The 22,151-nt window shown below is 73.6% G+C and carries 16 protein-coding genes; 11 read left to right on the top strand and 5 right to left on the bottom strand.

Features of this window, described 5'->3' with window-relative positions; all coding sequences use genetic code 11:
* Positions 1–59: 59 nt before the first annotated feature.
* The 4 genes from D1J63_RS20260 (at position 60) to D1J63_RS20245 (ending at position 4,945) form a co-directional block, all read left to right on the top strand.
* The gene (locus D1J63_RS20260; RefSeq protein ID WP_125630523.1) at positions 60–1,220 is read left to right on the top strand and encodes an NAD(P)-binding protein; all 1,161 of its coding nucleotides are present in this window, start codon (positions 60–62) and stop codon (positions 1,218–1,220) included.
* Positions 1,221–1,305: 85 nt separating this feature from the next.
* Entirely contained in the window at positions 1,306–2,322 is a 1,017-nt protein-coding gene (locus tag D1J63_RS20255; RefSeq protein WP_125630521.1) for a zinc-binding dehydrogenase, read from the top strand.
* 79 nt (positions 2,323–2,401) lie between these two features.
* Positions 2,402–3,913 carry an MFS transporter gene (locus tag D1J63_RS20250; RefSeq protein ID WP_125630519.1) on the top strand — a complete coding sequence of 504 codons (1,512 nt, stop codon included), beginning with the start codon at positions 2,402–2,404 and terminating at the stop codon, positions 3,911–3,913.
* Positions 3,914–4,063: 150 nt separating this feature from the next.
* Positions 4,064–4,945, top strand: coding sequence for an aminoglycoside phosphotransferase family protein (locus D1J63_RS20245; RefSeq protein WP_197925151.1), 882 nt, complete (start codon positions 4,064–4,066; stop codon positions 4,943–4,945).
* Positions 4,946–4,969: 24 nt separating this feature from the next.
* On the opposite strand, the gene D1J63_RS20240 is transcribed toward D1J63_RS20245, so the two are convergent.
* Positions 4,970–8,254, bottom strand: coding sequence for a LuxR family transcriptional regulator (locus D1J63_RS20240; protein ID WP_125630515.1), 3,285 nt, complete (start codon positions 8,252–8,254; stop codon positions 4,970–4,972).
* A gap of 342 nt (positions 8,255–8,596) precedes the next feature.
* On the opposite strand from D1J63_RS20240, the gene D1J63_RS20230 reads away from it, so the two are divergent.
* The 3 genes from D1J63_RS20230 to D1J63_RS20220 all read left to right on the top strand — a co-directional run bounded on the left by D1J63_RS20230 (position 8,597) and on the right by D1J63_RS20220 (position 12,220).
* Positions 8,597–9,265 (top strand): response regulator transcription factor, encoded by a 669-nt coding sequence (locus tag D1J63_RS20230; RefSeq protein ID WP_061447023.1) that lies wholly within the window; start codon positions 8,597–8,599, stop codon positions 9,263–9,265.
* 163 nt (positions 9,266–9,428) lie between these two features.
* Entirely contained in the window at positions 9,429–10,106 is a 678-nt protein-coding gene (locus D1J63_RS20225) for a DUF4255 domain-containing protein (RefSeq protein WP_125630511.1), read from the top strand.
* Positions 10,107–10,147: 41 nt separating this feature from the next.
* On the top strand, positions 10,148–12,220 hold the full coding sequence (locus D1J63_RS20220; protein ID WP_164713203.1) for an ATP-binding protein: 2,073 nt from the start codon (positions 10,148–10,150) through the stop codon (positions 12,218–12,220).
* A gap of 23 nt (positions 12,221–12,243) precedes the next feature.
* Here the strand turns inward: D1J63_RS20220 and D1J63_RS20215 are convergent, their stop codons facing one another.
* From D1J63_RS20215 to D1J63_RS20200, 4 genes are all read right to left on the bottom strand, one after another.
* Entirely contained in the window at positions 12,244–13,701 is a 1,458-nt protein-coding gene (locus D1J63_RS20215; protein WP_125630509.1) for an RICIN domain-containing protein, read from the bottom strand.
* Positions 13,702–13,800: 99 nt separating this feature from the next.
* A complete protein-coding gene (locus D1J63_RS20210; protein ID WP_125630507.1) occupies positions 13,801–15,234 on the bottom strand; it encodes an RICIN domain-containing protein in 1,434 nt (477 codons plus the stop codon).
* Between the two features lie 15 nt (positions 15,235–15,249).
* Positions 15,250–15,921 carry a DUF4157 domain-containing protein gene (locus D1J63_RS20205; protein ID WP_164712901.1) on the bottom strand — a complete coding sequence of 224 codons (672 nt, stop codon included), beginning with the start codon at positions 15,919–15,921 and terminating at the stop codon, positions 15,250–15,252.
* A gap of 124 nt (positions 15,922–16,045) precedes the next feature.
* Complete coding sequence (locus D1J63_RS20200) at positions 16,046–18,991, bottom strand: hypothetical protein (RefSeq protein WP_125630505.1); 2,946 nt, start codon at positions 18,989–18,991, stop codon at positions 16,046–16,048.
* A 328-nt stretch (positions 18,992–19,319) separates the two neighbouring features.
* On the opposite strand from D1J63_RS20200, the gene D1J63_RS20195 reads away from it, so the two are divergent.
* The 4 genes from D1J63_RS20195 to D1J63_RS36765 all read left to right on the top strand — a co-directional run bounded on the left by D1J63_RS20195 (position 19,320) and on the right by D1J63_RS36765 (position 22,144).
* The gene (locus D1J63_RS20195) at positions 19,320–20,924 is read left to right on the top strand and encodes a phage tail sheath subtilisin-like domain-containing protein (protein WP_102931079.1); all 1,605 of its coding nucleotides are present in this window, start codon (positions 19,320–19,322) and stop codon (positions 20,922–20,924) included.
* Positions 20,925–21,000: 76 nt separating this feature from the next.
* Complete coding sequence (locus tag D1J63_RS20190) at positions 21,001–21,447, top strand: phage tail protein (RefSeq protein ID WP_030405220.1); 447 nt, start codon at positions 21,001–21,003, stop codon at positions 21,445–21,447.
* The gene (locus tag D1J63_RS20185) at positions 21,447–21,989 is read left to right on the top strand and encodes a hypothetical protein (RefSeq protein WP_125630503.1); all 543 of its coding nucleotides are present in this window, start codon (positions 21,447–21,449) and stop codon (positions 21,987–21,989) included. The genes D1J63_RS20190 and D1J63_RS20185 overlap by 1 nt, the downstream gene beginning before the upstream one ends.
* Positions 21,986–22,144 (top strand): DUF6760 family protein, encoded by a 159-nt coding sequence (locus D1J63_RS36765; RefSeq protein ID WP_007450918.1) that lies wholly within the window; start codon positions 21,986–21,988, stop codon positions 22,142–22,144. The genes D1J63_RS20185 and D1J63_RS36765 overlap by 4 nt, the downstream gene beginning before the upstream one ends.
* The last annotated feature ends 7 nt before the right edge of the window (positions 22,145–22,151 follow it).

Below are 22,151 nucleotides of genomic sequence, written 5' to 3'. Positions count from 1 at the left end.
GGACAGGCGCCGCGCCAGGCGACCCGACCGCGACCCCGACCCGAGGGAGAACCCGAGCCATGCATCGCATCACCGTCATCGGCGGCGGCTTCGCCGGACTGACCGCGGCCATCACCGCCGCCGAGGCGGGCGCCAAGGTCACCGTCCACGAGGCCCACCACACACTCGGCGGGCGGGCCCGGACCGCCGACGGCCCCTACCGGACCAACGACGGCCCGCACGCCCTCTACAACGGCGGCCCGCACTGGGCGTGGCTGCGCCGGCGCGACCTGATCGGCCCGCTCGCGCCGATCCCGCCGCTGGAGGCGGCCCGGCTGCGGCTGCGCCACAAGGGGACGCTGCGCCGCACCCCGCCGTTCGCCCTGCTGAAGCTGCTGCGCCGGGGGGTCGGGCCGGCCCCGGTCGACACCGACTTCCTGACCTGGGCGACCGGGATCGCGGGAGAGGAGGGCGCGCGGGCCGCCGCCCACTACTGCGCCGTCGCCCTCTTCCACCACGATCCGGGGTCGCTGTCGGCCGCCTTCGTGCAGGAGCGGCTGCGGCGGGCCGCCAAACTGCCGCCCGAGGCGCACTATCCGCGCGGCGGCTGGTCCGGGGTCGTGGACCGGATGGCCGCCCTGGCCTGGAACCTCGGGGTCCGGATGGAGACGCTCTCCCGCGTCGACACGCTGCCCACCGACACCCCCGTCATCGTCGCCACCTCCCTCGACGCGGCCCGCCGTCTGCTGGACGACCCGGCGCTGACCTGGCCGAGCGGCCGCACCACACTGGTCGACCTGGCCGTACGGACCCGGCGCGGCGACGCCTTCGCCGTCTCCGACCTGGACGCGCCGGGGTGGATCGAGCGGTTCACCGCGCAGGACCGCACGCTGGCACCAGCGGGCGAGCAGCTGATCCAGGGGCAGGTGCCCATCGCGCCGCACGAGTCGAAGGCCGACGGCACCGCCCGCGCCGAGCAGCTGCTCGACCTCGGCTTCCCCGGCTGGCGCGAGCGGCTGACCTGGCGGCGCGAGGCGGTCGCGAACGGCCGTACCGGCGCCGTCGACCTGCCCGGCAGCACCTGGCGCGACCGGCCGGCCGTCGACCGGGGCGACGGCGTCTACCTCGCCGGCGACCAGGTCGCCTCGCCCGGTCTGCTCTCCGAGGTCTCCTTCAACAGCGCCCTGACGGCGGTCTCCCTCGCCCTCGGGCGGCGCGAGCTCGACCTCAAGCGTGCTTGACCCCAAGCGGGCTTGACCTCAAGCGGGCTTGAGGTCGTTGAGTGGGGCCCGCAACAGCTCCGCTCTTCAGCCTGGGGGTTCCGCCATGCACGCCATCCGACTGCACGCCTTCGGTCCGGCCGGGAACCTCGTCCTGGACGAGGTCGAGGACCCGGCGCCGGGCCCCGGCCAGGTCCGGGTCGCCGTCCGCGCGGCAGGCGTCCACCTCCTGGACACCTCCCTGCGCGAGGGCGTTCAGGGTCCGACGCCCGCGCTGCCCGAACTTCCCACGATCCCCGGCCGCGAGGTCGCCGGCGTCGTCGACGCCCTCGGCCAGGGCGCACCGGCGAGCTGGCTGGGCAGGTGCGTCGTCGCCCACCTCGGCTTCGCCCCCGGCGGTTACGCCGAACTCGCCGTCACCGATGTCGCCCGCCTGCACGAGATCCCCGCGAACCTGGACTTCGCCGAGGCCGTCGCCATGATCGGCACGGGGCGCACGACGATGGGGATCCTCCAGTTCGCCGACCTCGGTCCCGGTTCCGTGGCCGTCGTCACGGCCGCCGCGGGCGGCATCGGCACCCTGCTGGTGCAGTACGCGAAGAACGCCGGCGCCACGGTGGTCGGCCTCGCCGGCGGCCCGGAGAAGACCGCGCTCGTCACCGCGAACGGCGCCGATCTCGCCGTCGACTACACCGAGCCGCGGTGGCCGGCGAAGGTCCGCGCCCACCTGGGCGGCGATGGGGGTCCCCCCGCGCGAGCGGAGCCGAGCGTGGGGGAGGCCACCGTCGTCTTCGACGGCGTCGGCGGCGACGTGGCCCGCGAGGCGGTCGCCCTGCTCGGGCCGGACGGCCGGCACCTGGTCTTCGGCTGGGCGGCCAAGGGCGTCCGGGACGGCGGCCCCTACCTCGTCGAGGGCGTCTCCCAGCAGGTCCTCGGCCCGGTGATGATGCAGCGGGCCGGCGGCGCCAACCCCGCACGCACCCTCGAACTGCGGGCCCTCGCCGAGGCCGCAGAGGGCCGGCTCGTACCGGCCGTGCGGCGCTTCCCGCTCGCCGACGCCGCCGCCGCGCACCGCGCCCTGGAGAGCCGGGGGACGACCGGGAAGGTGGTCCTCGAACCATGACCGGCGGCCGGTGTGCCGATCCGCGCGACGGCTCGGGCAACGGGATGCGACACGTCCCGAATCGTGTTCTTCTGGCGAAATGAGTGGCTCCCGGACAGGTCGGACAGGGGAACCCGCCGCGCCCGCGGAGAGCGATCCGCACCGCTGGTGGGGGCTGGTCGTCATCGCCCTCGCCCAGCTGATGGTCGTCCTCGACGCGACGATCGTGAACATCGCGCTGCCCTCGGCCCAGCGCGACCTGGACATGTCCGACGCCAACCGGCAGTGGGTGATCACCGCTTACACCCTCGCGTTCGGCGGCCTGCTGCTGCTGGGCGGGCGGGTCGCGGACCTGGTGGGACGCAAACGCACCTTCGTCATCGGACTGATCGGCTTCGCCGCCGCCTCCGCGATCGGCGGCGCCGCCACCACGTCGGTGATGCTCTTCGGCGCGCGCGCCCTCCAGGGCGTCTTCGCCGCCGTCCTCGCGCCGTCCGCGCTGTCCCTGCTGACGACGACCTTCACCGACCCGAAGGAACGCGGGAAGGCGTTCGGCATCTACGGCGCGCTGGCCGGCAGCGGCTCCGCGATCGGCTTCATCGTCGGCGGCGTGCTCACCGAGTACCTGAACTGGCGCTGGTGCCTGTACGTCAACATCCCCATCGCCGTCGTCGCGGTGATCGGCGCGTTCGCCCTGCTGCACGACCGGCCCGGGCACGCCGAGGCCCGGCTCGACGTGCCCGGCGTGATCCTCGGCTGCGGCGGTCTCGTCGCCCTCGTCTACGGCTTCAGCGAGGCCCAGCCCCGGGGCTGGACCGACCCGCTGGTGCTGGCGCTGTTCGCCCTGTCCGTGGTCCTGCTGACCGCGTTCGTGTGGTGGCAGACCCGGGCGGCGACGCCGCTCCTGCCGCTGCACGTCATCCGGGAACGCAACCGCGCGGGCTGCTTCCTGACGATGATGCTGGCGGTCATCGGCATGTTCGGGCTGTTCCTGTTCATGACCTACTACCTCCAGGTCATCCTCGGCTACTCCCCCGTCCGGACCGGCCTGGCGTTCCTGCCGCTGACCGCCGCGATCGTCGTGGGCTCCACGCAGATCTCCGCCCGGCTGCTGCCGCACGTGGGCCCGCGCATGCTGATGGTGCCCGGCATGCTCCTCGCCTCCGGCGGCATGGTGATCCTGACGCGGATGACCGTGCACTCGGACTACGTGGCCGAGATCCTGCCCGCGCTGCTCCTGATGGGTCTCGGCATGGGCCTGACCTTCATGCCGGTGTTCTCCACCGCCACCGCCGGGGTCGCCCCCAAGGACTCCGGCGTGACCTCCGCGACGGTCAACACCTCCCAGCAGGTGGGCGGCTCGATCGGTACGGCGCTGCTCAACACGATCGCGACCAGTACGAGTGCGTCGTGGATCGCGGCGCATCTGCGGAACCCCGCGCAGCGGGAGCAGATCGTGCGGGAGGGGATCGTGCACGGGTACACGGTCGCGATCTGGGTGGCGGCCGCGGTGATGTTGCTGGCGGGGGTGGTGGCGGGGGTGATGGTGACGGCGAAGGCGCCGAAGCACGGGGTGCCGGCGGATCGGACGGTGCGGGAACCGGTGGGATGACTTCGCACGAGCGGGAGGTGCCCCCCACCGCCCACCCGTGCCGCCCTGGGGGTACCTCCCAGGCCGTTCAGGCACTGGGGGAGGCACGACTGCCCGCAGCTGTGCGGATGCGACTGCCCGCAGATGGGGGGCGCATGTAGCGTCGGGTGGGTGATTGACGTTCCGGAAGGACTCGCGGCCGCACAGCTGAAGTACAACGGGGAGGCCGGGCGGGCCTTCGTCGAGGGGTTGCCCGACCTGGCCGCCGGTTTTCTGGAGCGGTGGGGCCTGCGGCTCGACGGGCCGGCGATGCACGGGGTGGCGGCGCTGGTGCTGCCGGTCGTGCGCCGGGACGGTACCGGGGCCGTGCTGAAGCTTCAGGTCGTCGACGCGGAGACCGAGGGCGAACCGCTCGCGCTGCGGGCGTGGGCCGGTGACGGAGCGGTGCGGCTGCTCGACCACGACCCGGCCACCGGGACCATGCTCCTGGAGCGGCTGGACTCCGGCCGGATGCTCAGTCACGTCGAGGACTCCCGCGCGGCCGTCCTGGTCATCGCCCGGCTGCTCGCCCACCTCACCGCGACACCCGCACCGCCCGGGGTGCGGCGGCTCGGGGACATGGCGCGGGGGATGCTGGAGCGGACGCCCGGGGTGCTGGCGCGCATCCCCGACCCGGCGGACCGACGGCTGGTCGCCGACTGTGCCGCCGCCGTGCGGGAGGTCGCCGACGAGCCGGGCGACCGGCTGCTGCACTGGGACCTGCACTACGAGAACGTGCTCGCCGCGGACCGCGCCCCCTGGCTCGCCATCGACCCCAAGCCGCTGGCCGGTGACCCCGGCTTCGAACTGCTGCCCGCCCTCCACAACCGCTACGACCCGGCCGAGACCCGGTGGCGTTTCGACGCCATGACCGACGTCCTCGGCCTCGACCGGAAGCGGGCCCGCGCCTGGTCCCTCGGCCGCGTGCTGCAGAACAGCCTGTGGCACGTCGAGGACGGCAACCCGCCGGCGGCCGTTCAGGTGGAGATCGGGCGGCTGCTGCGCGCCCTGTGAGGAGCGTGCTGCCACCGCCCGTCCTCAGCACCGGGTGTCCGGGCGGACCTCCCGTTCCCGGTGTCCGCCGCGCTCCAGCGCGCCCGGCAGTTCCGTCCTGCGCCGTATCCGCAGCTTGCGGTAGGTGCTGGTCAGGTGGGTCTCCACGGTGCGCCGGGCGAGGTGGAGGAGTTCGGCGATCTCGGTGTTGGTGCGGCCGTCGGCGGCCAGTTCGGCGATCCTGCGCTCGCTGCCGGTCAGCGCGTCGGCGCCGGTGCGGGCCGCCGTGGAGCCCCGGGCGCCGCCCTCGCGCAGTGCCTGTCCGGCCAGCTGGAGCCAGCGCCGGGCGCCCCTGCGCTCGGCCAGGTCGGCGGCCTCCCGCAGCCGGGACCGGGCGCGTTGGCGTTCGCCCGCGTCCAGAAGCTGGCGGCCCTGGGCGAGCAGCGCGGGTATCAGCTCCATGTCGGTGTCGACGGCCGCGTCGCGCAGGGTCCGTACGGCCTCCTCGGCCAGCTCCAGACCGCGCCGGCCGCCGGTCGCGGTGCCCAGCACCCGCAGGGCGCGGCCCACGGTGCGCGGGGTGTTCCACACCCGGGCCAGCCGCAGCTCCTCCGTCGCCAGGGCCAGCGCCTCGGGGCCGCCGCCGAACGCCAGCCGTATCTCGGCGGCGGCGGTCCGCCACGGGGTGACGACCGGGCTGACCACCTCGCGGGCCGACTGGCGCCGCCCGCACTCCAGGAAGTCGTGGAGCGCTCCCATGGGATCACCGGTGGCGGCGCGCAGCACGCCCCGCGCGTACAGGTAGCGGTTCAGCTCCCAGTTCTCCGGGACCTCGCGCAGGTCGAAGCGGTCGGCGAGGCGCAGGGCCTCCTCGCTGCGGCCGGTGTGGACCAGTGCCATCAGGGCGTGGGCGTCCCGGTTGGTGGGGCCGGGCCCGGGTCCGGGGTCGGCGGCGAGGGTGAGCAGCCGGGCGTGGTCGCCGCGGGAGGCAACGATGTCGGCGCGGGTGTTGAGCAGCGCGTGCCGCATCGGGTGCAGCAGGGCGGGGTGCTGTCCGGCCAGACCGCGTTCCACGAGCCGTTCGGCCTCGTCGAGTTCGTCGGCCCACTGGGCGACCGCGGCGGCCGTGCCGAGGAGGAAGGGTTCGGCGAGCGGGTCGGTGGGCTGCGCGAGCAGGTCCCGTACCCGGGTCATCGCCTCGTCGGCGGAGATCAGCGCGGCCGTCGCCGCGTACCGCACCAGCAGGGCCTGTCCGGCGGTGCCGACCAGTTCCGGGGAGTTCCGGCCGGTGTCGGACAGCCACCGGTACACCTCCTGCCGGGTCGCCGGGTCCTCGTCGGAGAGCAGCGCGCCGGCGGCCTGCACGGTGCGGGCGAGCCCCGGGTGGCCGGACAGCCGGCCCTCGGTGCGGCGCAGCACCTCCATCGCCGTACTGATCTCGCCCCGGCCGGCCAGGGCGGTGCCGAGGGCGACGGCCGTGCGCACCTGGTTGCGGGGCTCGGCCGGCAGGTGCTGGGCCTCGGCGAGCCGCGCGATGGCGGTCGGGGTGTCGGCCGACGCGTACTCCAGGGAGCCCAGTTCGGTGAGCAGCCGCTGCCGGAGGTCGTCGGACAGCGGTTCGTCCAGGGCCCGGCGCAGATACCCGACGGCGTCGGCGGGCCGGGCGTCGTGCACGGCGACCGTCACGGCGTCCCGCAGGACGCGCAGCGCCCAGGACCGGCCGACGGCCGGGGTGCGCAGCAGGTGCCGGGCGACCGCCTCGACCCGGGCGCCGCGGCGCAGCATCGCTTCCGCGGCCGCCCGGTGCACGGCCTCGCGGCGCGGCCGGGGCCAGCCGCTGAGCACGGCGTCGCGCAGCAGCGGGTGCGCGTAGCGGGGGCGGCCGCCGGCGTCGGGGCGCAGCAGTCCGAGCCTCGTCATGGCGGCGAGCCAGCCCTCGATCCGCACGGGGTCGGCCCCGGCCGCCTCGGCGAGCACACCGACCGGGTCCCCGGCCGTCCCGCCCTCCACGGGCGGGGAGGCGGTGTGCTGAAGCGCCGCCGGGTACGGGGCGGGCGCGGGCGGATCGGTGCGGCCGTAGCCGGCGCCACCGGGTGCGGGCTGCGGGCGGCCGCCGTACGGGGCGGACTCCGGGAACGGGTACGGGTCCCGGTACGGCGGGTACAGCACCTCGGTGGTGGACGGCGGGTACGGCACCTCGGTGGCGGGCTCGGTGGGGTGCGGATAGGGCCCGTGCTCCCGCGGTACCGCGAGCGGGCCCGGTCCGCCGAACGCCGGGAAGGCCGTCGCGCCCGCGTACGGCGAGGACGCGGCCTGCGGGTCCGGGCCGGCGTCCCCCGCGTCCGTGCTCCACACGTCCCGGCAGCCCGGCGCGGTGGCGGCGGGCCGGCGCGTCCGCACCGCCGGGGTGTCGTGCGGGTGCCGGGGCACGGGCCCGGACGCCGGTGTCCGCGGGTGCGGGAGGGCATGCCGGAGCGCGCCCCGGCGCGGCGGCGGGCCCGTGGGCCAGGCCTGTTCCAGGGCGGCGAGGCCCCGGGCCACGTCGGCCGTCGCGGGGCCCGCGCTGTTCAGCCACCAGGAGACGGCCGCCGGGTAGGACCCGGGGTACAGCGCGGCGCAACTGTCCGGCACCGGCGGGATGCCGTCGGGGTGCGGGGTGCCGCCGAGGTCGTCCAGGAGGGCGTGCAGAAGCAGCGGGCTGCCCGCGCCGGCCCGTACGACCTCCCGCGTCCAGGACGCGGGCGCGTTCGGGAAGGCGTCGCGGACCAGCCCGGCCGCCGCCGCGTCGCTGAGCGGGGCGAGGGTGTGGGTGCGCACCAGGGACGGCGACAGCGCCTGGGTGAGCCCGGGGAGCCGCGGGTCGACGTCGTACTGGCTGCGCTCCGTGGCGACCAGCAGAACCGGTAATCGGTCGACGTGCCGGGCCGCCTCCGTCAGCCAGCGGCGCGAGGAGTCGTCGGCGAGGTGGACGTCGTCGACGGCCACCAGGACCGGGCCCTCGGCCGCGTAGGAGCGCAGCAGCCGCCACAGCCGGGCCGCGCTGCCCCGGTCGTCGCCGCCGGGCGCCATGTCGGTGAACTCCGGCACCGGGCCGAGGAGATGGAGGACCATGGCGAAGGGCACCGGGGTGTCCTCGGGCGAGCAGCGCACGCGCAGCACCCGCAGGCCCCGGTCCTCGGCGTGCCGGGCGGCGGTCTCCAGCACGGCGGTGCGTCCGGTGCCGCTGGCGCCGCGCAGCAGGACGAGGCGGCCGGCGCCGGCCCGGGCGCGCTCGATCTCGGCGGACAACAGCGCGTGCGCGTCGTCGCGTTCACGGAGCGGTCCGGTCATCGGTGCCTCCTGTGGTGGATGGTGCTCCCCCGGTGTGTGAGACGAACGACAGCGGTGAACGGTGGTGCGAAGTGGCGCGGGTCACGGTGGCTCGCGGCCGTCGCCACGGGCCCCCGCGTCCTCGCGCGCGCCCTGCGACCTGCCCGGACGCCTGCCCGTCGGCCCCTTGTGGGGGTCGGCGCGCCGGTCTCGTGGTGTACCTCGTGGTGGTCCACGATTGCGAAGTCCCAGCAGTCCCATAAGTGTGGAACACGCACATCCGCTACCGGCCTGTGCCGTATTGCGGGCACGTGAAGAGGGGGGAAACGGTTGCTCAACTCACCCCGGAACACCACCACATCCATCACCACCGCCACCTCGGCGCGCGGTTCCGGCCAGGCCGCCGGCGTCGTCGACCGGCGCGTGCCGGTGGCGGTGTCCGCTCCGGACCCGATCAGTCGCGAGGGCGCGGTCAGCCAGTTGCGGCGGCACCCGGAGATAGACCTGCGCGAGGAGTCGGGGCCCGGCACGGTGGCCCTGCTCATCGAGGACGCGCTCGACGACCCGGCGCTCACCCGGCTGCGCCGGATCGTGCGCAGCGAGGGCGCGCGCGCCGTGCTCGTGGTCGGCGCGATCCGCGAGAGCGAACTGCTGGACGTCGTCGAGTGCGGCGTCGGCGCGATCGTCTGGCGGCACGAGGCCACCGCCCACCGGCTGGTGCAGGCCGTACTGGCCGCCTCGCGCGGCGACGGCGACCTGCCCGCGGACCTGCTGGGCCGGCTGATCAGCCAGGTGGGGACCCTGCACCGGGGCGCGGCGGGCCGCCCCGGCGCCCCCTCGCTGGGCCTCGCACCCCGAGAGGTGGACGTCCTGCGGCTGGTCGCCGAGGGTCTCGACACCGGAGAGATCGCCGGCAAGTTGTCCTACTCCGAACGCACCGTCAAGAACGTCATGCACGGCCTCACCACGCGGCTCCATCTGCGCAACCGCGCGCATGCCGTGGCCTATGCCCTCCGGGAAGGCTACATCTGACCGAACGGGCAATCGAAGGCGGGCCCTTGGGGCCGCACGGGCAGGGCCGGCTGCCCTGCCGTCGTCCCCGTGGCGCGTGCGGGCGGGAGAGCCGCCGGGGCACGATCGACGACGGACGTCCACGACGACGGATGTCCACAGCGGGCAAGGCGGGAGCGCGAGCGTGATCCACGAGGTGGACGAGGTCCTCAAGACCCTCCTCAAGAGCGGGGCGTTGACGGACTCGGGCATCGACGTGGCCTTCGAGGCACCCACCCGTGACTGGGCGGCCCGGCGCAACGCCCCTGTGGTCAACACCTACTTGTACGACATCCGCGAGGACGTGAGCCGCCGGCACCGGGGTCAGATGTCGGTGCGCGACGAGGACGACATCGTCGTCAAGCGCCGCCAGCCGCCGCGCTGGTTCCGGCTGTCGTACCTGGTGACGGCCTGGACGAAGACCCCGCAGGACGAACACCGGCTGCTGTCCGCGGTTTTGGCGACCCTGTTGCCCCGCGAGCTGCTGCCGGCCTCCGAACTCCCCGGCTCGCTCGGCGCGCTGGGGCTGTCCGTGCCGCTGACGGTGGCCGGCATCCAGACGGAGTCCCGTTCCCTCGCCGAGATCTGGTCCGCCCTGGGCGGCGAGCTGAAGCCGTCCCTCGACCTGGTGGTGACCGCGCCCTTCCCGGCCTTCCCCGAGTACGACGCCGGGCCCCCGGTCACCGAGGGCGCGACGGTCCGGGTCGGCGGCATGGAGGGCGACCCGCCGCTGCCCCAGGGACGCTCCCACCGGCCGCACCAGGTGGCGGCCGCGCGCGCCGCCCGCAAGGCCACCCCGGACGGTCGTACGAAACGGCAGTGACACCAGTGACATCAGCGACGCCCGTGCCCCCGGTACCGACGGTGCGCACCCCCGGCACCGGCCGTCCACCGGCCGCCGACCCGTCCGGCGACCCCGCGCGGGCGCTGCTCGCCCGGCTCGGCGTCCTGCGGGAACGGGTGACCGCGCTGGTCGAGCACCGCACCGCCGGCGATCCCACGGCCGACGACCCGCTGCGCGGCCTGTACCTGCCCGACGAGGCAGTCCACCACCTGCTGCGCACCTGGCCGTCCGGCACCGGTGCGCCCGAGACCGCGGAGCCCCCGGCCCACGTCGACGCTTCGGCCCACGCCGGCGACTCACCGGACCGTGCCGGTTCCCCGGCCGGCCCCGGTGACCGGCTGGCGCGGCTGGCCGGGCGGGCGCGGCTGACCGAGCTGGACACCGCCGTCCTGCTCGTCGCCCTCGCGCCCGACGTCGACCGCACCTTCGAGCCGCTCTACGGCTACCTCAACAACGACGTGAGCCGCCGCCGCGCCACCGTGGGCCTCGCCCTCGACCTGTGCGGGGTGCCCGAGCACGCGGCGGCGGCCCGCGCCCGGTTCCACCCGTCCGCGCCGCTGCGCGCCCTCGGCCTGCTGGAGGTGGAGGAGCCCGAGCGCCCCTTCCTCACCCGCTCGCTGCGGGCCCCGGACCGGCTGCTCGGCCATCTGCTCGGCGACGACAGCCCGGACGCCGCGCTCCTCGGCCTGCTGCTCCCGATGCCGGACCCGCTGCCCGCCGCGGGCACCGACACGGACGCGTTCGTCCGCCGGCTGACCGCCCGACTGCGCGAGGGCCCGCTCACCGCCTACCTGCGCGAACCGCGCGAGGGCGACGGCCTGGCCGCGCTAGCCGCCGCCCTGGACGCCGCGGGTATAGACGCGCTGCGCTGCACCGAACCCGCCGACCACGTCCCCGAGCTGCTGCGGGAGGCCCGCCTGGGCGGGCGGGCGGTCGTGGTGGCGGGCCTGCCCGAGAAGCCGGGCCCCCTGGTGCGCGCCCTGACCGCGGCCGGGGACGTGACCGTCCTGCTGACGGACCCCCGCCCGTACGACCCGCACTGGTCGCCGACCGACCCGCTGGTGCTCGACGCCCCGGGCCGCCGGGCCGGGGGAGCCGCCGCCTGGCGGGCCGCACTGGGAGCCGACGCGGACGGGTTCGACCTGGCCACGGCCGTCGCCCCGTACCGGCTCGGCGGCGACCGCATCCGGCGGGCCGCGCACACCGCCCGCGCCCTCGCCGCCTTCGACGGCACCCCGGTCACCGCCGACCACGTCCGGCTCGCCGCCCGCCGGCAGTCCGCCTCCGGCCTGGAGAGCCACGCCCGGCGCATCCGGCCCGCGGTGGACTGGCGCGACCTGGTGCTCCCCGACAAACCCCTGGTCCAGCTCCGCGAACTCGCCCTGCGCGCCCGCCACCGCGACCGCGTGCTCGGCGACTGGCGGCTCAGCGCGGGCGGCGGACGCGGCCGGGGCGTCCTCGGCCTCTTCGCGGGCGAGTCCGGCACCGGCAAGACCCTGTCCGCGGAGGTGGTCGCCGCCGACCTGGGCCTCGACCTGTACGTGGTCCAGCTGTCGTCGGTGGTGGACAAGTACGTCGGCGAGACCGAGAAGAACCTGGAGCGGATCTTCACGGAGGCCGACCGCACCGACGCCGTACTGCTCTTCGACGAGGCGGACGCCGTCTTCGGCAAGCGCTCCGAGGTCAAGGACGCGCACGACAAGTACGCCAACATGGAGAGCGCCTACCTGCTCCAGCGCCTGGAGTCCTTCGACGGCATCGCCCTGCTCACCACCAACCTGCGGGCCAACATCGACGAGGCGTTCACCCGGCGCCTGGACCTGGTGGTCGACTTCCCCTTCCCGGACGCCGAGCAGCGGCTGGCGCTCTGGCGGCACGGCCTGTCCCGGGTCCCCTGCTCCGACGGCATCGACGCGGAGCCGCTGGCCCGGGAGTTCGAGCTGGCCGGCGGTTCGATCCGCAGCGCGGTGGTCACCGCCGCCTACCTCGCCGCCGGACGCGACGACACGGTGACGGCGGACGACCTCCTGGAGGGCGCCCGCCGCGAGTACCGCAAGGCCGGCCGGCTGGTCCCGGGAGAGGGCGGCTGGTGACCGCCGCCGGGACCGCCTGAGCCTCAGCCCCTCTTCGGGTGGATGATCTCCCACTCCTGGTCGTCGACGTTGGTGCAGTCGTCGAGCACCATCTTGGAGAAGAGGGCACCGCCGTTCGCGCCCTCCACCCCGAGGCACTTCTGGTTGCTGGAGAAGTTGCGGATCCAGTAGGCCCCGCTCTCCTGCTTGTCGATCCACCACATCTGGTTGTCGTTCGCGGTGGTGCTGTCGCAGTGGAACTCGGTGACCGGCGTCCCCACGGCAGCGGCACCGTGGTACGGCAGGTCCATGCAGTACTTGTCCTTGATGTTCCGTATCTGGAAGAGCGCCGCCCCGCCGGGGCCGCCCTTCTCGTACCTCACCTCGAGGTTCCAGATCTGGTTGTCCCCGTCGGTGTCGTCGCAGACGGCCTGCTGGACGGGTCCGTCGAGCTCGCCCTTCTCCCGGCCGGGGAGTTCGGCACACATGTGGCTGGTGGTGTTCCGCAGCAGGATGTTCTTGGCGGGCACCACCGGCTTCACCGCCGGCGTGTCGGGCTTCTTGCTCTCCCCGCCGCCCTTGCCCTCGTCGTCCTTCTCGGCACCGCCGCCGTCGTCCTTCGACTCCTGCGCGGCCGGCTCCTGCGCCTTCGGCTGCTCGGCGGGCGCGGACTCGGCGGTGCTGGGAAGCGTCTGTGGGGTGGCACTGGGGCTGGGGGCGAGCGCGGCACCGGCCTGCTGGGTCTGCTCGGTGGCGCTGGTGCGCACCTGCGGCTTGTACGCGATCCAGATCATCACGAAGGCGAGCGCGAGGGCCACGAAGATGCCGAGGAAGGTGGCCAGCCAGCGGGGCAGGAAGCCGCGCTGCACGTACGTGCCCTCGACATCGGTGGGATCAACGCCGGAGCGGCGTACCGCGAGCTTGTAGGGCCGTTCCTCCTTCGAGCCGAACCAGATGATCTGCTTCGGCTTCAGCGTCGTCTCCACGAACGCCGCACGCCCCGGCTCGATCTGCACATTCCCCGGGCGCACCTCGTACGAGAGGTGGTCGCCGGTGTCGCTGCCCGCGACCGAGGCGGTCACCTTGGTGTTGCCGAGATTGTCCACCGCCAGCCTGGGCCGGCCCCGGAAGCGCCCCTTCACCGTCGGCGGCACCAGCTCGGCCCGCACCTCGGTGAACGCCGTGATCGTGAGGTTCCCCTCCGGCACCGTCACCGCGTCCGGATGCTCGGTCGGGGTGATCCGCACCGCGTACGGGTTCGGCCCCGCTGCCGCGTCCGGCGTACGCGGCGGAGCGAACGTCAGCTCCACCGTCCCCGTGGTCCCCGGATACAGGCGAAGCGTCGGCGGCTCGACCGTCGTCCAGGGGGCCACGTCCCCCACCGGCTCGAACCGGTACTCGTCCACCACGTCACCGGTATTACGCACCCTCAGGCGCACACGCGTACTGCTGCCGGGGTCCACAGTCGCGGACGCGGGCTCCAGGGAAGTCCACAGGCTCACGCGGCGAGGCTACGGTTCAACTCCCCGTGGCGCAGCGGCACTCGGGGCAGTGCTCGCTGCCCCAAGGTGCCTGGTCGAGCGGCTGCCCGGACCGCGGGGTCACTCCTTGTTCGGGTGGATGATCTCCCACTCCTGGTCGTCGGTGTTGGTGCAGTCGGCGATGTTCAGCGGGGTCTCGGTGCCGCCGTTCTGGCCCTTCACGTTCAGGCACTTGTTGTTGCTGGCGAAGTTGCGGATCCAGTAGTCGCCGCTCTCCTGCTTGTCGACCCACCAGAGCTGGTTGTCGGCCGTCGTGCCGTCGCAGTGGAACTCGGCGATCCCCGTTCCCACGGGGCGTGCGCCGTACTCCCCCAGGTCCATGCAGAACTGGTCCGTGGCGTTGCGGATCTGGAAGAGCGGCACCCCGCCGGGGCCGCCCTTCGGGTACTTCACTTCGAGGTGCCAGTACTCGTTGTCGCCCTCTTCGTGGCAGTTGGCCTGCTGGACGACCCCGTTGATCTCGCCCTTGCCCCGGCCGGGGATGTCGGCGCACATGTGGGTGGTGGCGTTGCGCAGCATGACGTTCCGGGCGGGCACCACCGGCTTCACGGCCGGCTTGGCGGGCTTCTTGTCCCCTCCGCCCCCGTCTCCCGAGCCGTCGCCGCCCCCGCCGTCCTTCTCGGGCTCCTCGGAGGCCGGCTGCTCGGGTTGGGCGGGCGCGGACTCGGCGGTGCTGGGCAGGGTCTCGGGGGTGGCGCTGGGGCTGGGGGTGAGCGCGGCACCGGCCTGCTGGGTCTGTTCGGTGGCGCTGGTGCGGACCTGTGGCTTGTAGGCGATCCAGATCATCACGAAGGCGAGCGCGAGGGCCATGAAGATGCCGAGGAAGGTGGCCAGCCAGCGGGGCAGGAAGCCGCGTTGGACGTAGGTGCCCTCGACGTCGGTGGGATCGACGCCCGAGCGGCGTACCGCGAGCTTGTAGGGCCGTTCCTCCTTCGAGCCGAACCAGATGATCTGCTTGGGCTTCAGCGTGGTTTCCACGAACGCCGCACGGCCCGGCTCGATCTGGACGTTCGAGGGCCGGATCTCGTACGAGAGGTGGTCGCCGGTGTCGCTGCCCGCGACCGAGGCGGTCACCTTCGTATTGCCGAGGTTGTCCACCGCCAGCCTGGGCCGGCCCCGGAACCGCCCCTTCACCGTCGGCGGCACCAGCTCGGCCCGCACCTCGGTGAACGCCGTGATCGTGAGGTTCCCCTCCGGCACCGTCACCGCGTCCGGATGCTCGGTCGGCGTGATCCGCACCGCGTACGGGTTCGGCCCCGCCTCCGCGTCCGGCGTACGGGGCGGAGCGAAGGTCAGCTCCACGGTGCCGGTCGTGCCCGGGTACAGGCGCAGGGTCGGCGGCTCGACCGTCGTCCAGGGGGCCACGTCCCCGACGGGTTCGAACCGGTACTCGTCCACCACGTCACCGGTGTTGCGCACCCGCAGCCGTACGCGCGTACTGCTGCCGGGGTCGACGGTGGCGGACGCGGGCTCCAGGGAAGTCCAAAGGCTCATCGGATCCGTACCGTTCTACTCCGTGTCGTCCGCGTGGTCCGTGACCGCTCCCCGGGCGGCGACGGACGGGGCGATCTTCTCGCCCGCGCCGAAGGCGGCGCCGTCGGCCTCCGCGGCCCGCTCCGAGCCCTGGCCCGGGTCGGTCACGGCGAGTCCGGCACCGTTGTCGTTGCCCGTCTCCCGGACGCCCGACAGGTTCTCCTTGACGTGGCCCAGCTCATGGCCGATGACGTCCTTGCGGCCGGCCGCCTGCGGACCGAGGAAGATGTGGTTGTTGACCGTCATCGCCTGCGCGCCCAGGGCCGCGGTGGCGCGCTGGGCCACCGGGTTGTCGTGGACGCGGGTGGGAGAGAAGTCGGCCTGGTAGAACGACTCCGCCTCGGAGCGCAGCGACCCGGCGAGCGGGCTGCTCGGCGTGGCCATGGCCTCGTTGAGCAGCTGGACCTGGCCCTGCGGGCTCTTGTCGTCGAACCCGTCGTGCCCGCAGCCGGCGCCGTGCTGGTGCTCCTCCCGGCTGATGAGCCGCTGGACGGCCTGGTTGCCGACGGAGCTCTGGAGCGCCATGACCGTCGCGGGGGTCATCGGGGCGCCGCTCACCGCGGTGGTGGGCGCGGCCACGGCCCGGTGCGGAGCCCGACCACCCCGCACGGCCTTCTGCTCGGTGGCTTCCTCGTGCGCGCGCACCATGGCTCCCTTCGACACCGGACCTGTGGCCACCAGCCCTACCGGAGGGCGCCCGCCCCCGACAGGTACCCGAGGGCAACGTCGGGGGCAGCGCACCGGCGCCGCCCCCGGCCGCGGCGCGGGGTGCTCAGCTCGATGAGAGCGCCTTGGCTATGGCTCCTTCCCACTCCGTCTGCAGGTCGGGGTCGTTGAGCGACTCCAGCCACTGCTCTTCGGTCTGGTTGTGTTTCACCGGGCTGCACTTGAGCTTCCTGAGGAATTCTCGGGCCTGGCTCCGGATGTCCTCGGGGACGTTCTCGCCCACGGGCACGGCCGGCCCGGCCGCCTGCGCGTACAGCTCCTGCGCGTTGAGCTGGCGCTTTCCCTGCTTGATGGAGTGCGTCACCATGACCGCCTCCTTCAACGCGTCGCTCTTTCGGCCCCGCCCGTCCTCGTCCAGCTTGGGCGGCTCGGGCTCCGGTGTTCCTTGCTGAGCGAGGGTGGTCCGCGCGTGCTTCTTGTAGTCCCGTACCGAGTCGTATCGCTTGTTGGCCTTCCGCAGGCCCTTCTCGACCGCGCCCTCGCCCAGGGCCAGTGCCGTCGTACCACCCACCACAGCGGCCCCGATCCCGCCGGAGACCGCTCCCGCCGCGGCCGCGATCCCCACGGCGCCGGCCGCGGTGCGAGCGATGTTGCCGCTCCCGTTGATGGCGCGGCGCCTGAGTTTCCGCCCCTTCTTCTTCACCGCGTAGTCTCTGCCGCTGGCCAGGTGCCCCATCAGGTGTTCCCTCAGGTCCTCGATGCGGGCGCGCTCGCCCTCGACCTCATCCAGGGCCTTCCGCGCATCGGCACCGGTCGTGGCGTTCGCCAGCGCGATCGACTTCTCGGCCAGTGCCGTGTTGGCCTCTCCCAAGGTGTTCAGAACCTTCTGGAGGTTCTCGTCCCGCTTGGCGACTTGTTCGCCGAAGAGCTTCTTCAGCTCCTCGCGCTGCGCGCGGGTGTCCTTGAACACCTTGATGTCTCGGCCGACGGTCAGGGCGGAGAACCCGATGACGAGGCCACCGCTGGTGGCACCGAGCTCGGCCGCTCCCGCCACGTTCTCGGTGACTCTGCCGATGTTGTCGGCGCCCTTCACGAAGTCGTTGATGAGCATGAGACCGGACGTCATCGCACCGCCGAGCTTGCTCTTCAAGCCCTTTCTGTGCTCGTGGGAGGCCGGACCCGACTCGTTGCGCTTCTTGTACGACGTCCGCAGGGCCTTCAGGTTGTCGGCGGTGCCGGTGAAGTCGGAGATCGCGTTGGGTACGCCCTCGGTCAGTTGCTGGACCGTGGTGTCGTGCATCGTCCCGGTGTCCCCGTGCTGCGTCGCATCCGACCGCCGCGTTCCGCTGTACGGGGCGCTGGCTCGCAGGGCCCACAGGTCGACGGTGTCGACCCATGACTTGACCTTGGAGTTGACGGCGCCGAGCGCCTGCCTGACCCCCTTGCCGCGTGATCCGCCCGCCTTGCCGGTACCGGCCGGCTCTGCTCCGTCCGCCTGCTCCGCCGTCTCCGGCGCGTCCGGCTTCGCGGCCTCCTTCGTCTTCTTCTGCTCCGCCGCCTTCTTCGCCTTCTCCTCCGCCGCCTTCTTCGCCTTCTCCTGCTCTGCCTCCCTGGCCTGCTTCGCCTCGCTCAGCGCCGTCGTCGCCGTGGTCTGGGCCGCCCTCTGGTCCAACTGCCGCTGCCCCGCGGCCGCCGCCCTGTCCTGTGCTTCGGCGGCGTCCCGCGCGTGCCCCCGCTCCTCGGCGCGGGCCGCCTGCGCCTGCTGCCGCCGCTCCGTCGCGAGGTGCGCCTGCCTGTCCGCGTCGGCCTGGGCCCGGTCGGCCTGCCGCAGCGCCTGGTCCGCGGCCTTCTTGTGCCTTTCCGCCTCACGCTCGGCCTTGCCGCGCTCCCGCGCCGCGCCGTCGGCGTTCTTCTCCCGCAGCGCTGCCCGGTCCCTGGCCGCCTTCGCCTGCTCCAGCGCCGTGTCCCGGTCCTCGGCGCACGCGTTCGCCTCGTCCGCGGCCTTCTTCCGCGCGTCGTCGGCGTCCTTGCTCTCCCCCGCCTGGCGACGTGCTTCCTCTTCGGCCTCACCGGCCTGCTTCAGCGCCTCGGCCGCTTCCTCCGCCCACTTCTTCACGCGCCGCGCGATCTCGTCCTCGGCCTCCGCCTCCGCCTCGGCCCTGGCCGCCTGCCGCAGCGCCTCGTCCTCGGCCTCGGCCTTCGCCCGTGCCGCGGCCTCGGCGGCCTTCTGCTGCTCCTCGGCCTTCCTGGCCTGCTCCTTGAGCTTCGCCACCTCGGCCTCGGCGGCCGCCTGCTTCTGCCGGGCGTCGTCGGCCTGCCGCTTGAAGTCCGCCGCCCTCTCCTCGGCGGCCTCCCGCTTCTTCTCGGCCTCCTCGGCCGCCTCCGTGTACTTCCGCTCCTCGGCACGGGCCGCCTTCGCCGCCGCGCGTTCCCCGTTCTCGGTGCTCTGGAGCCCGCCCGCCCTCTCCTCGGCGGTCCGCTGCTTCTCCATCGCCGTCCCGGCCGCCTCGGTGAACCTCTCCTCGGCCTCGAGCGAGCTGGTCCGGCTCAACTCGGCGGCCCCGGCGGCGCCTTCCAGCTTCTCCGCCCGGCCCCGGGCCCCCGCCGCCTTCCTGCGTGCCTCGGCCGCTTCCCCGGACGCCTTCCACACGTCGGTCTCGGCGTCGGCCCGCGCCCGCGACGCGGTCGCGACCTTGGCCTTCTGGGCGGCCACCTCGTCCACGGCCGCCTGCTGCTCGGTCGCCGGGTCCGCTGCCCGGCCGGTCCCGCCCGCCGGCCGCCCGGTCTCCGTCACCGGCGTGATCCGCAGGTCGTCGTCCACCGCCGGCGCGGTCGCCCGCGCCACCACCGCGTCCCGGGGGAGCTGCGCCGTGCCGGTCGCGCGCTGGATCGCCGTACCCGACCCACGCCGGATCGCCGAGGCGACGGCCCGGTTTCCCGCCGCGGCCTGCAGCGAGGCCAGGGGCGGCTGCTGGCGTCCCTGCGGGCGGGTCCGGGCCGGGGCGGCCCCGGCCGTGCGGTGTCCCGGCGTCTGGTTCAAGCGGTCCGGCACGGACGATCCCCTTCTGGCACCCTGTCACCGCGCCCGCTCACGCGGGGCGGGCACCGGTGCGCGGAACGACACGCTCCGGTACGGGACTTGATCGCAAGATGACATCCTGGCGAACTGGCAGTCGACACAAGATGTTGAATCAGAAACGCCGGACGACCGCCAGGGGTCCAGGAGGGGAAGGGCCGGGAAGGGCCGGGAGTCTGCCCCAACGGGCACGGCCAGGGGCAATGACCATGCCCCCACACCGGCACCGAAGGGCGTTTCGGCGAAGGCAACGCGCGCGTGAGGCTGAGGGGCGTCCTGTCTCGTACCCCGAGGAGAGCAGAGCATGCCGTCCTACCTGTCGCCCGGCGTCTACGTCGAGGAGGTGGCCAGCGGCTCGCGCCCGATCGAGGGAGTGGGCACGTCGGTGGCGGCCTTCGTCGGTCTCGCCCCGACCGGCCCGCTGAACGAGCCCACGCTGGTGACCAACTGGACGCAGTACGTCGCGGCCTTCGGTGACTTCACCGGCGGGTACTACCTCGCGCACTCCGTCTACGGGTTCTTCAACAACGGCGGTTCCGCCGCCTACGTCGTCCGGGTCGGCGGCTCCGCCGACGACGCCGCCGTCGACACCGCGGACGGCAGCACCGCCCCCGCCGCCGTCACCGGCAGCACCGCCAAGGCCGCGCTGCCCGCCGCCGAGCCCAAGCAGCTCGGCACCTTCGCCGTGACGGCCACCGCCGCCGGCCAGAGCGGCCCGCTGACCGTCGAGGTCGCCGACCCCGAGGGCGAGGGCCCCGCCGAGCGCTTCAAGCTGATCGTCAAGGACGGCGACAAGCCGGTCGAGACCTTCGACGTGAGCGCCAAGAAGGGCAACCGCTCCTACGTCGTCACCCAGGTCAAGGAGCGCTCCAAGCTCATCACGGTGACCGAGGCCGCGCCCGCCGCGCAGCTGGTCCGCCCGGAGAACCAGACCCTGACGCTGCCCGCGCCGCCCGCCGCCGCGCCCGCCGTCCCGGCCGGCCGGGGCGAGATCGCGCACCCCGGCCCGACCCAGTACATCGGCGACTCCGCGGACCGCACCGGCTTCGGCGGCCTGGAGGCGATCGACGAGATCTCCATGGTCGCGGTGCCCGACCTGATGGCCGCCTACCAGCGCGGCGCGATCGACCTGGAGGCCGTCAAGGCCGTCCAGCTCGGTCTCATCGCCCACTGCGAGCTGATGGGCGACCGCGTCGCCATCATCGACCCGCCGCCCAGCCAGAACGCCCGCCAGATCCGCGTCTGGCGCCAGGAGACGGCCGGTTACGACTCCAAGTACGCGGCCCTGTACTACCCCTGGATCAAGTCCTTCGACCCGGCCACCGGCCAGTCCCGCCTGGTCCCGCCGAGCGGCCACGTCGCCGGCATCTGGGCCCGCAACGACTCCGAGCGCGGCGTGCACAAGGCCCCCGCCAACGAGGTCGTCCGCGGCGCCGTCGACCTGGAGCTCCAGATCACCCGCGGCGAGCAGGACCTGCTCAACCCGATCGGCGTCAACTGCATCCGCTCCTTCCCCGGCCGCGGCATCCGCGTCTGGGGCGCCCGCACCCTCTCCTCCGACCCGGCGTGGCGCTACCTGAACATCCGCCGGTACTTCAACTACCTGGAGGAGTCGATCCTGATCGGCACCCAGTGGGTGGTCTTCGAGCCGAACGACCACAACCTCTGGGCCCGCATCCGCCGCAACATCTCCGCCTTCCTGGTCAACGAGTGGCGCAGCGGCGCCCTGTTCGGCCAGAGCGCGTCCGAGGCGTACTACGTCAAGTGCGACGAGGAGACCAACCCGCCGGAGTCGGTGGACCTGGGCCGGGTCGTGTGCGAGATCGGCATCGCGCCGGTCAAGCCCGCCGAGTTCGTGATCTTCCGGCTGGCCCAGTTCTCCAGCGGCGGCGGGGAGCTGGAGGAGTAGCGGGCGGCGCGCTCCGCCCCTTACGCCTGCGCCTCGCCCACGCCATCGTCACAAGCCTCAGAAGGACTGAGAACACATGAGCCTGAACCCGGGTGACTCCCTTACTTCACACAATTTCGGTCTCCAGATCGACGGTGTGATGATCGAGTACCTCTCCGAGGTCAACGGCATCACCCTTGAGCAGGACGTCATCAAGTACCCGCAGAACAACGGCGCGACCGGCAAGCTCGAGATCGCCGTGATGCCGGGCTCCGCGAAGGACGGCTCCTGCACCGTCGTCCGCGGTATGACCCAGTCGTCCGCGTTCACCCAGTGGATCAACGACTCGCTCGAGGGTCGTATGTCCTCCGCCCGCAAGAACGCCTCGATCATCGTGATGGACTACGAGGACAACCCGGTCAAGCGGTACAACCTGCGCAACGCCTGGTGCAGCAAGCTCGACATGAGCCCGGTGAAGGCCGGTGAGGCCTCCGCGCTGACCGAGACCGTCACCATCGTGTTCGAAGAACTGGTCATCGAGTAATGCGGCGTATGGCTGCCAAGGCGCCTGCCGCGGCACCCCAGACCGCGGCGGCGGGAGCGGACTTCCCCCGTTCGGCTCCCGCCGCCGCGCCGGCGGAGGCACCGCCCGGTACCCCGGCCGGTCCTCCCGCCGGGCCTGCCGCGCCCGCCGTCGAGGCGGCGCCGCGGCAGGAGTTGCGGACCGAGTTCCCCTTCGAGCTGCCGCGCGGGTACGTCGACGACTCCGGCACGGTGCACCGGGACGGCGTGATGCGCCTGTCGACCGCCCGGGACGAGCTGATCCCGCTGCGCGACGTGCGGGTGCAGGAGAACCCGGCGTACCTGTCGGTGGTGCTGCTCGGCCGGGTCATCACCCGGCTGGGCACGCTGCCGTCGGTGCACGACGGCATCGTGGAGAACATGTTCGCCTCCGACCTGGCGTTCCTCCAGGACTTCTACCGCCAGATCAACGCGGAGGGGCACACCCGCGCGGCCGTCGCGTGCCCGCACTGCTCGGAGGCCTTCGAGGTGGAACTCGGCGGGAGCCGCCTGGGGGAATCGTGACGTACGCGACCGACCGGCTGCACGAGGAGATCGCGTACGTCGCCTACCACTTCCACTGGAGCCTGGAGGCGATCCTGGACCTGGAGCACCAGGACCGCCGCCGGTACACGGACCAGATCGCGTCCCTCGTGACGCGTGGCACGGCGGAGGGCTGATCGGTGG

The sequence above is a fragment of the Streptomyces sp. KPB2 genome, assembly GCF_003950055.1.
Lineage (GTDB): Bacteria > Actinomycetota > Actinomycetes > Streptomycetales > Streptomycetaceae > Streptomyces > Streptomyces salinarius.
The sequence above is the reverse complement of the archived record's forward strand: the minus strand, read 5'-3'. Positions and strand labels throughout refer to the sequence as shown.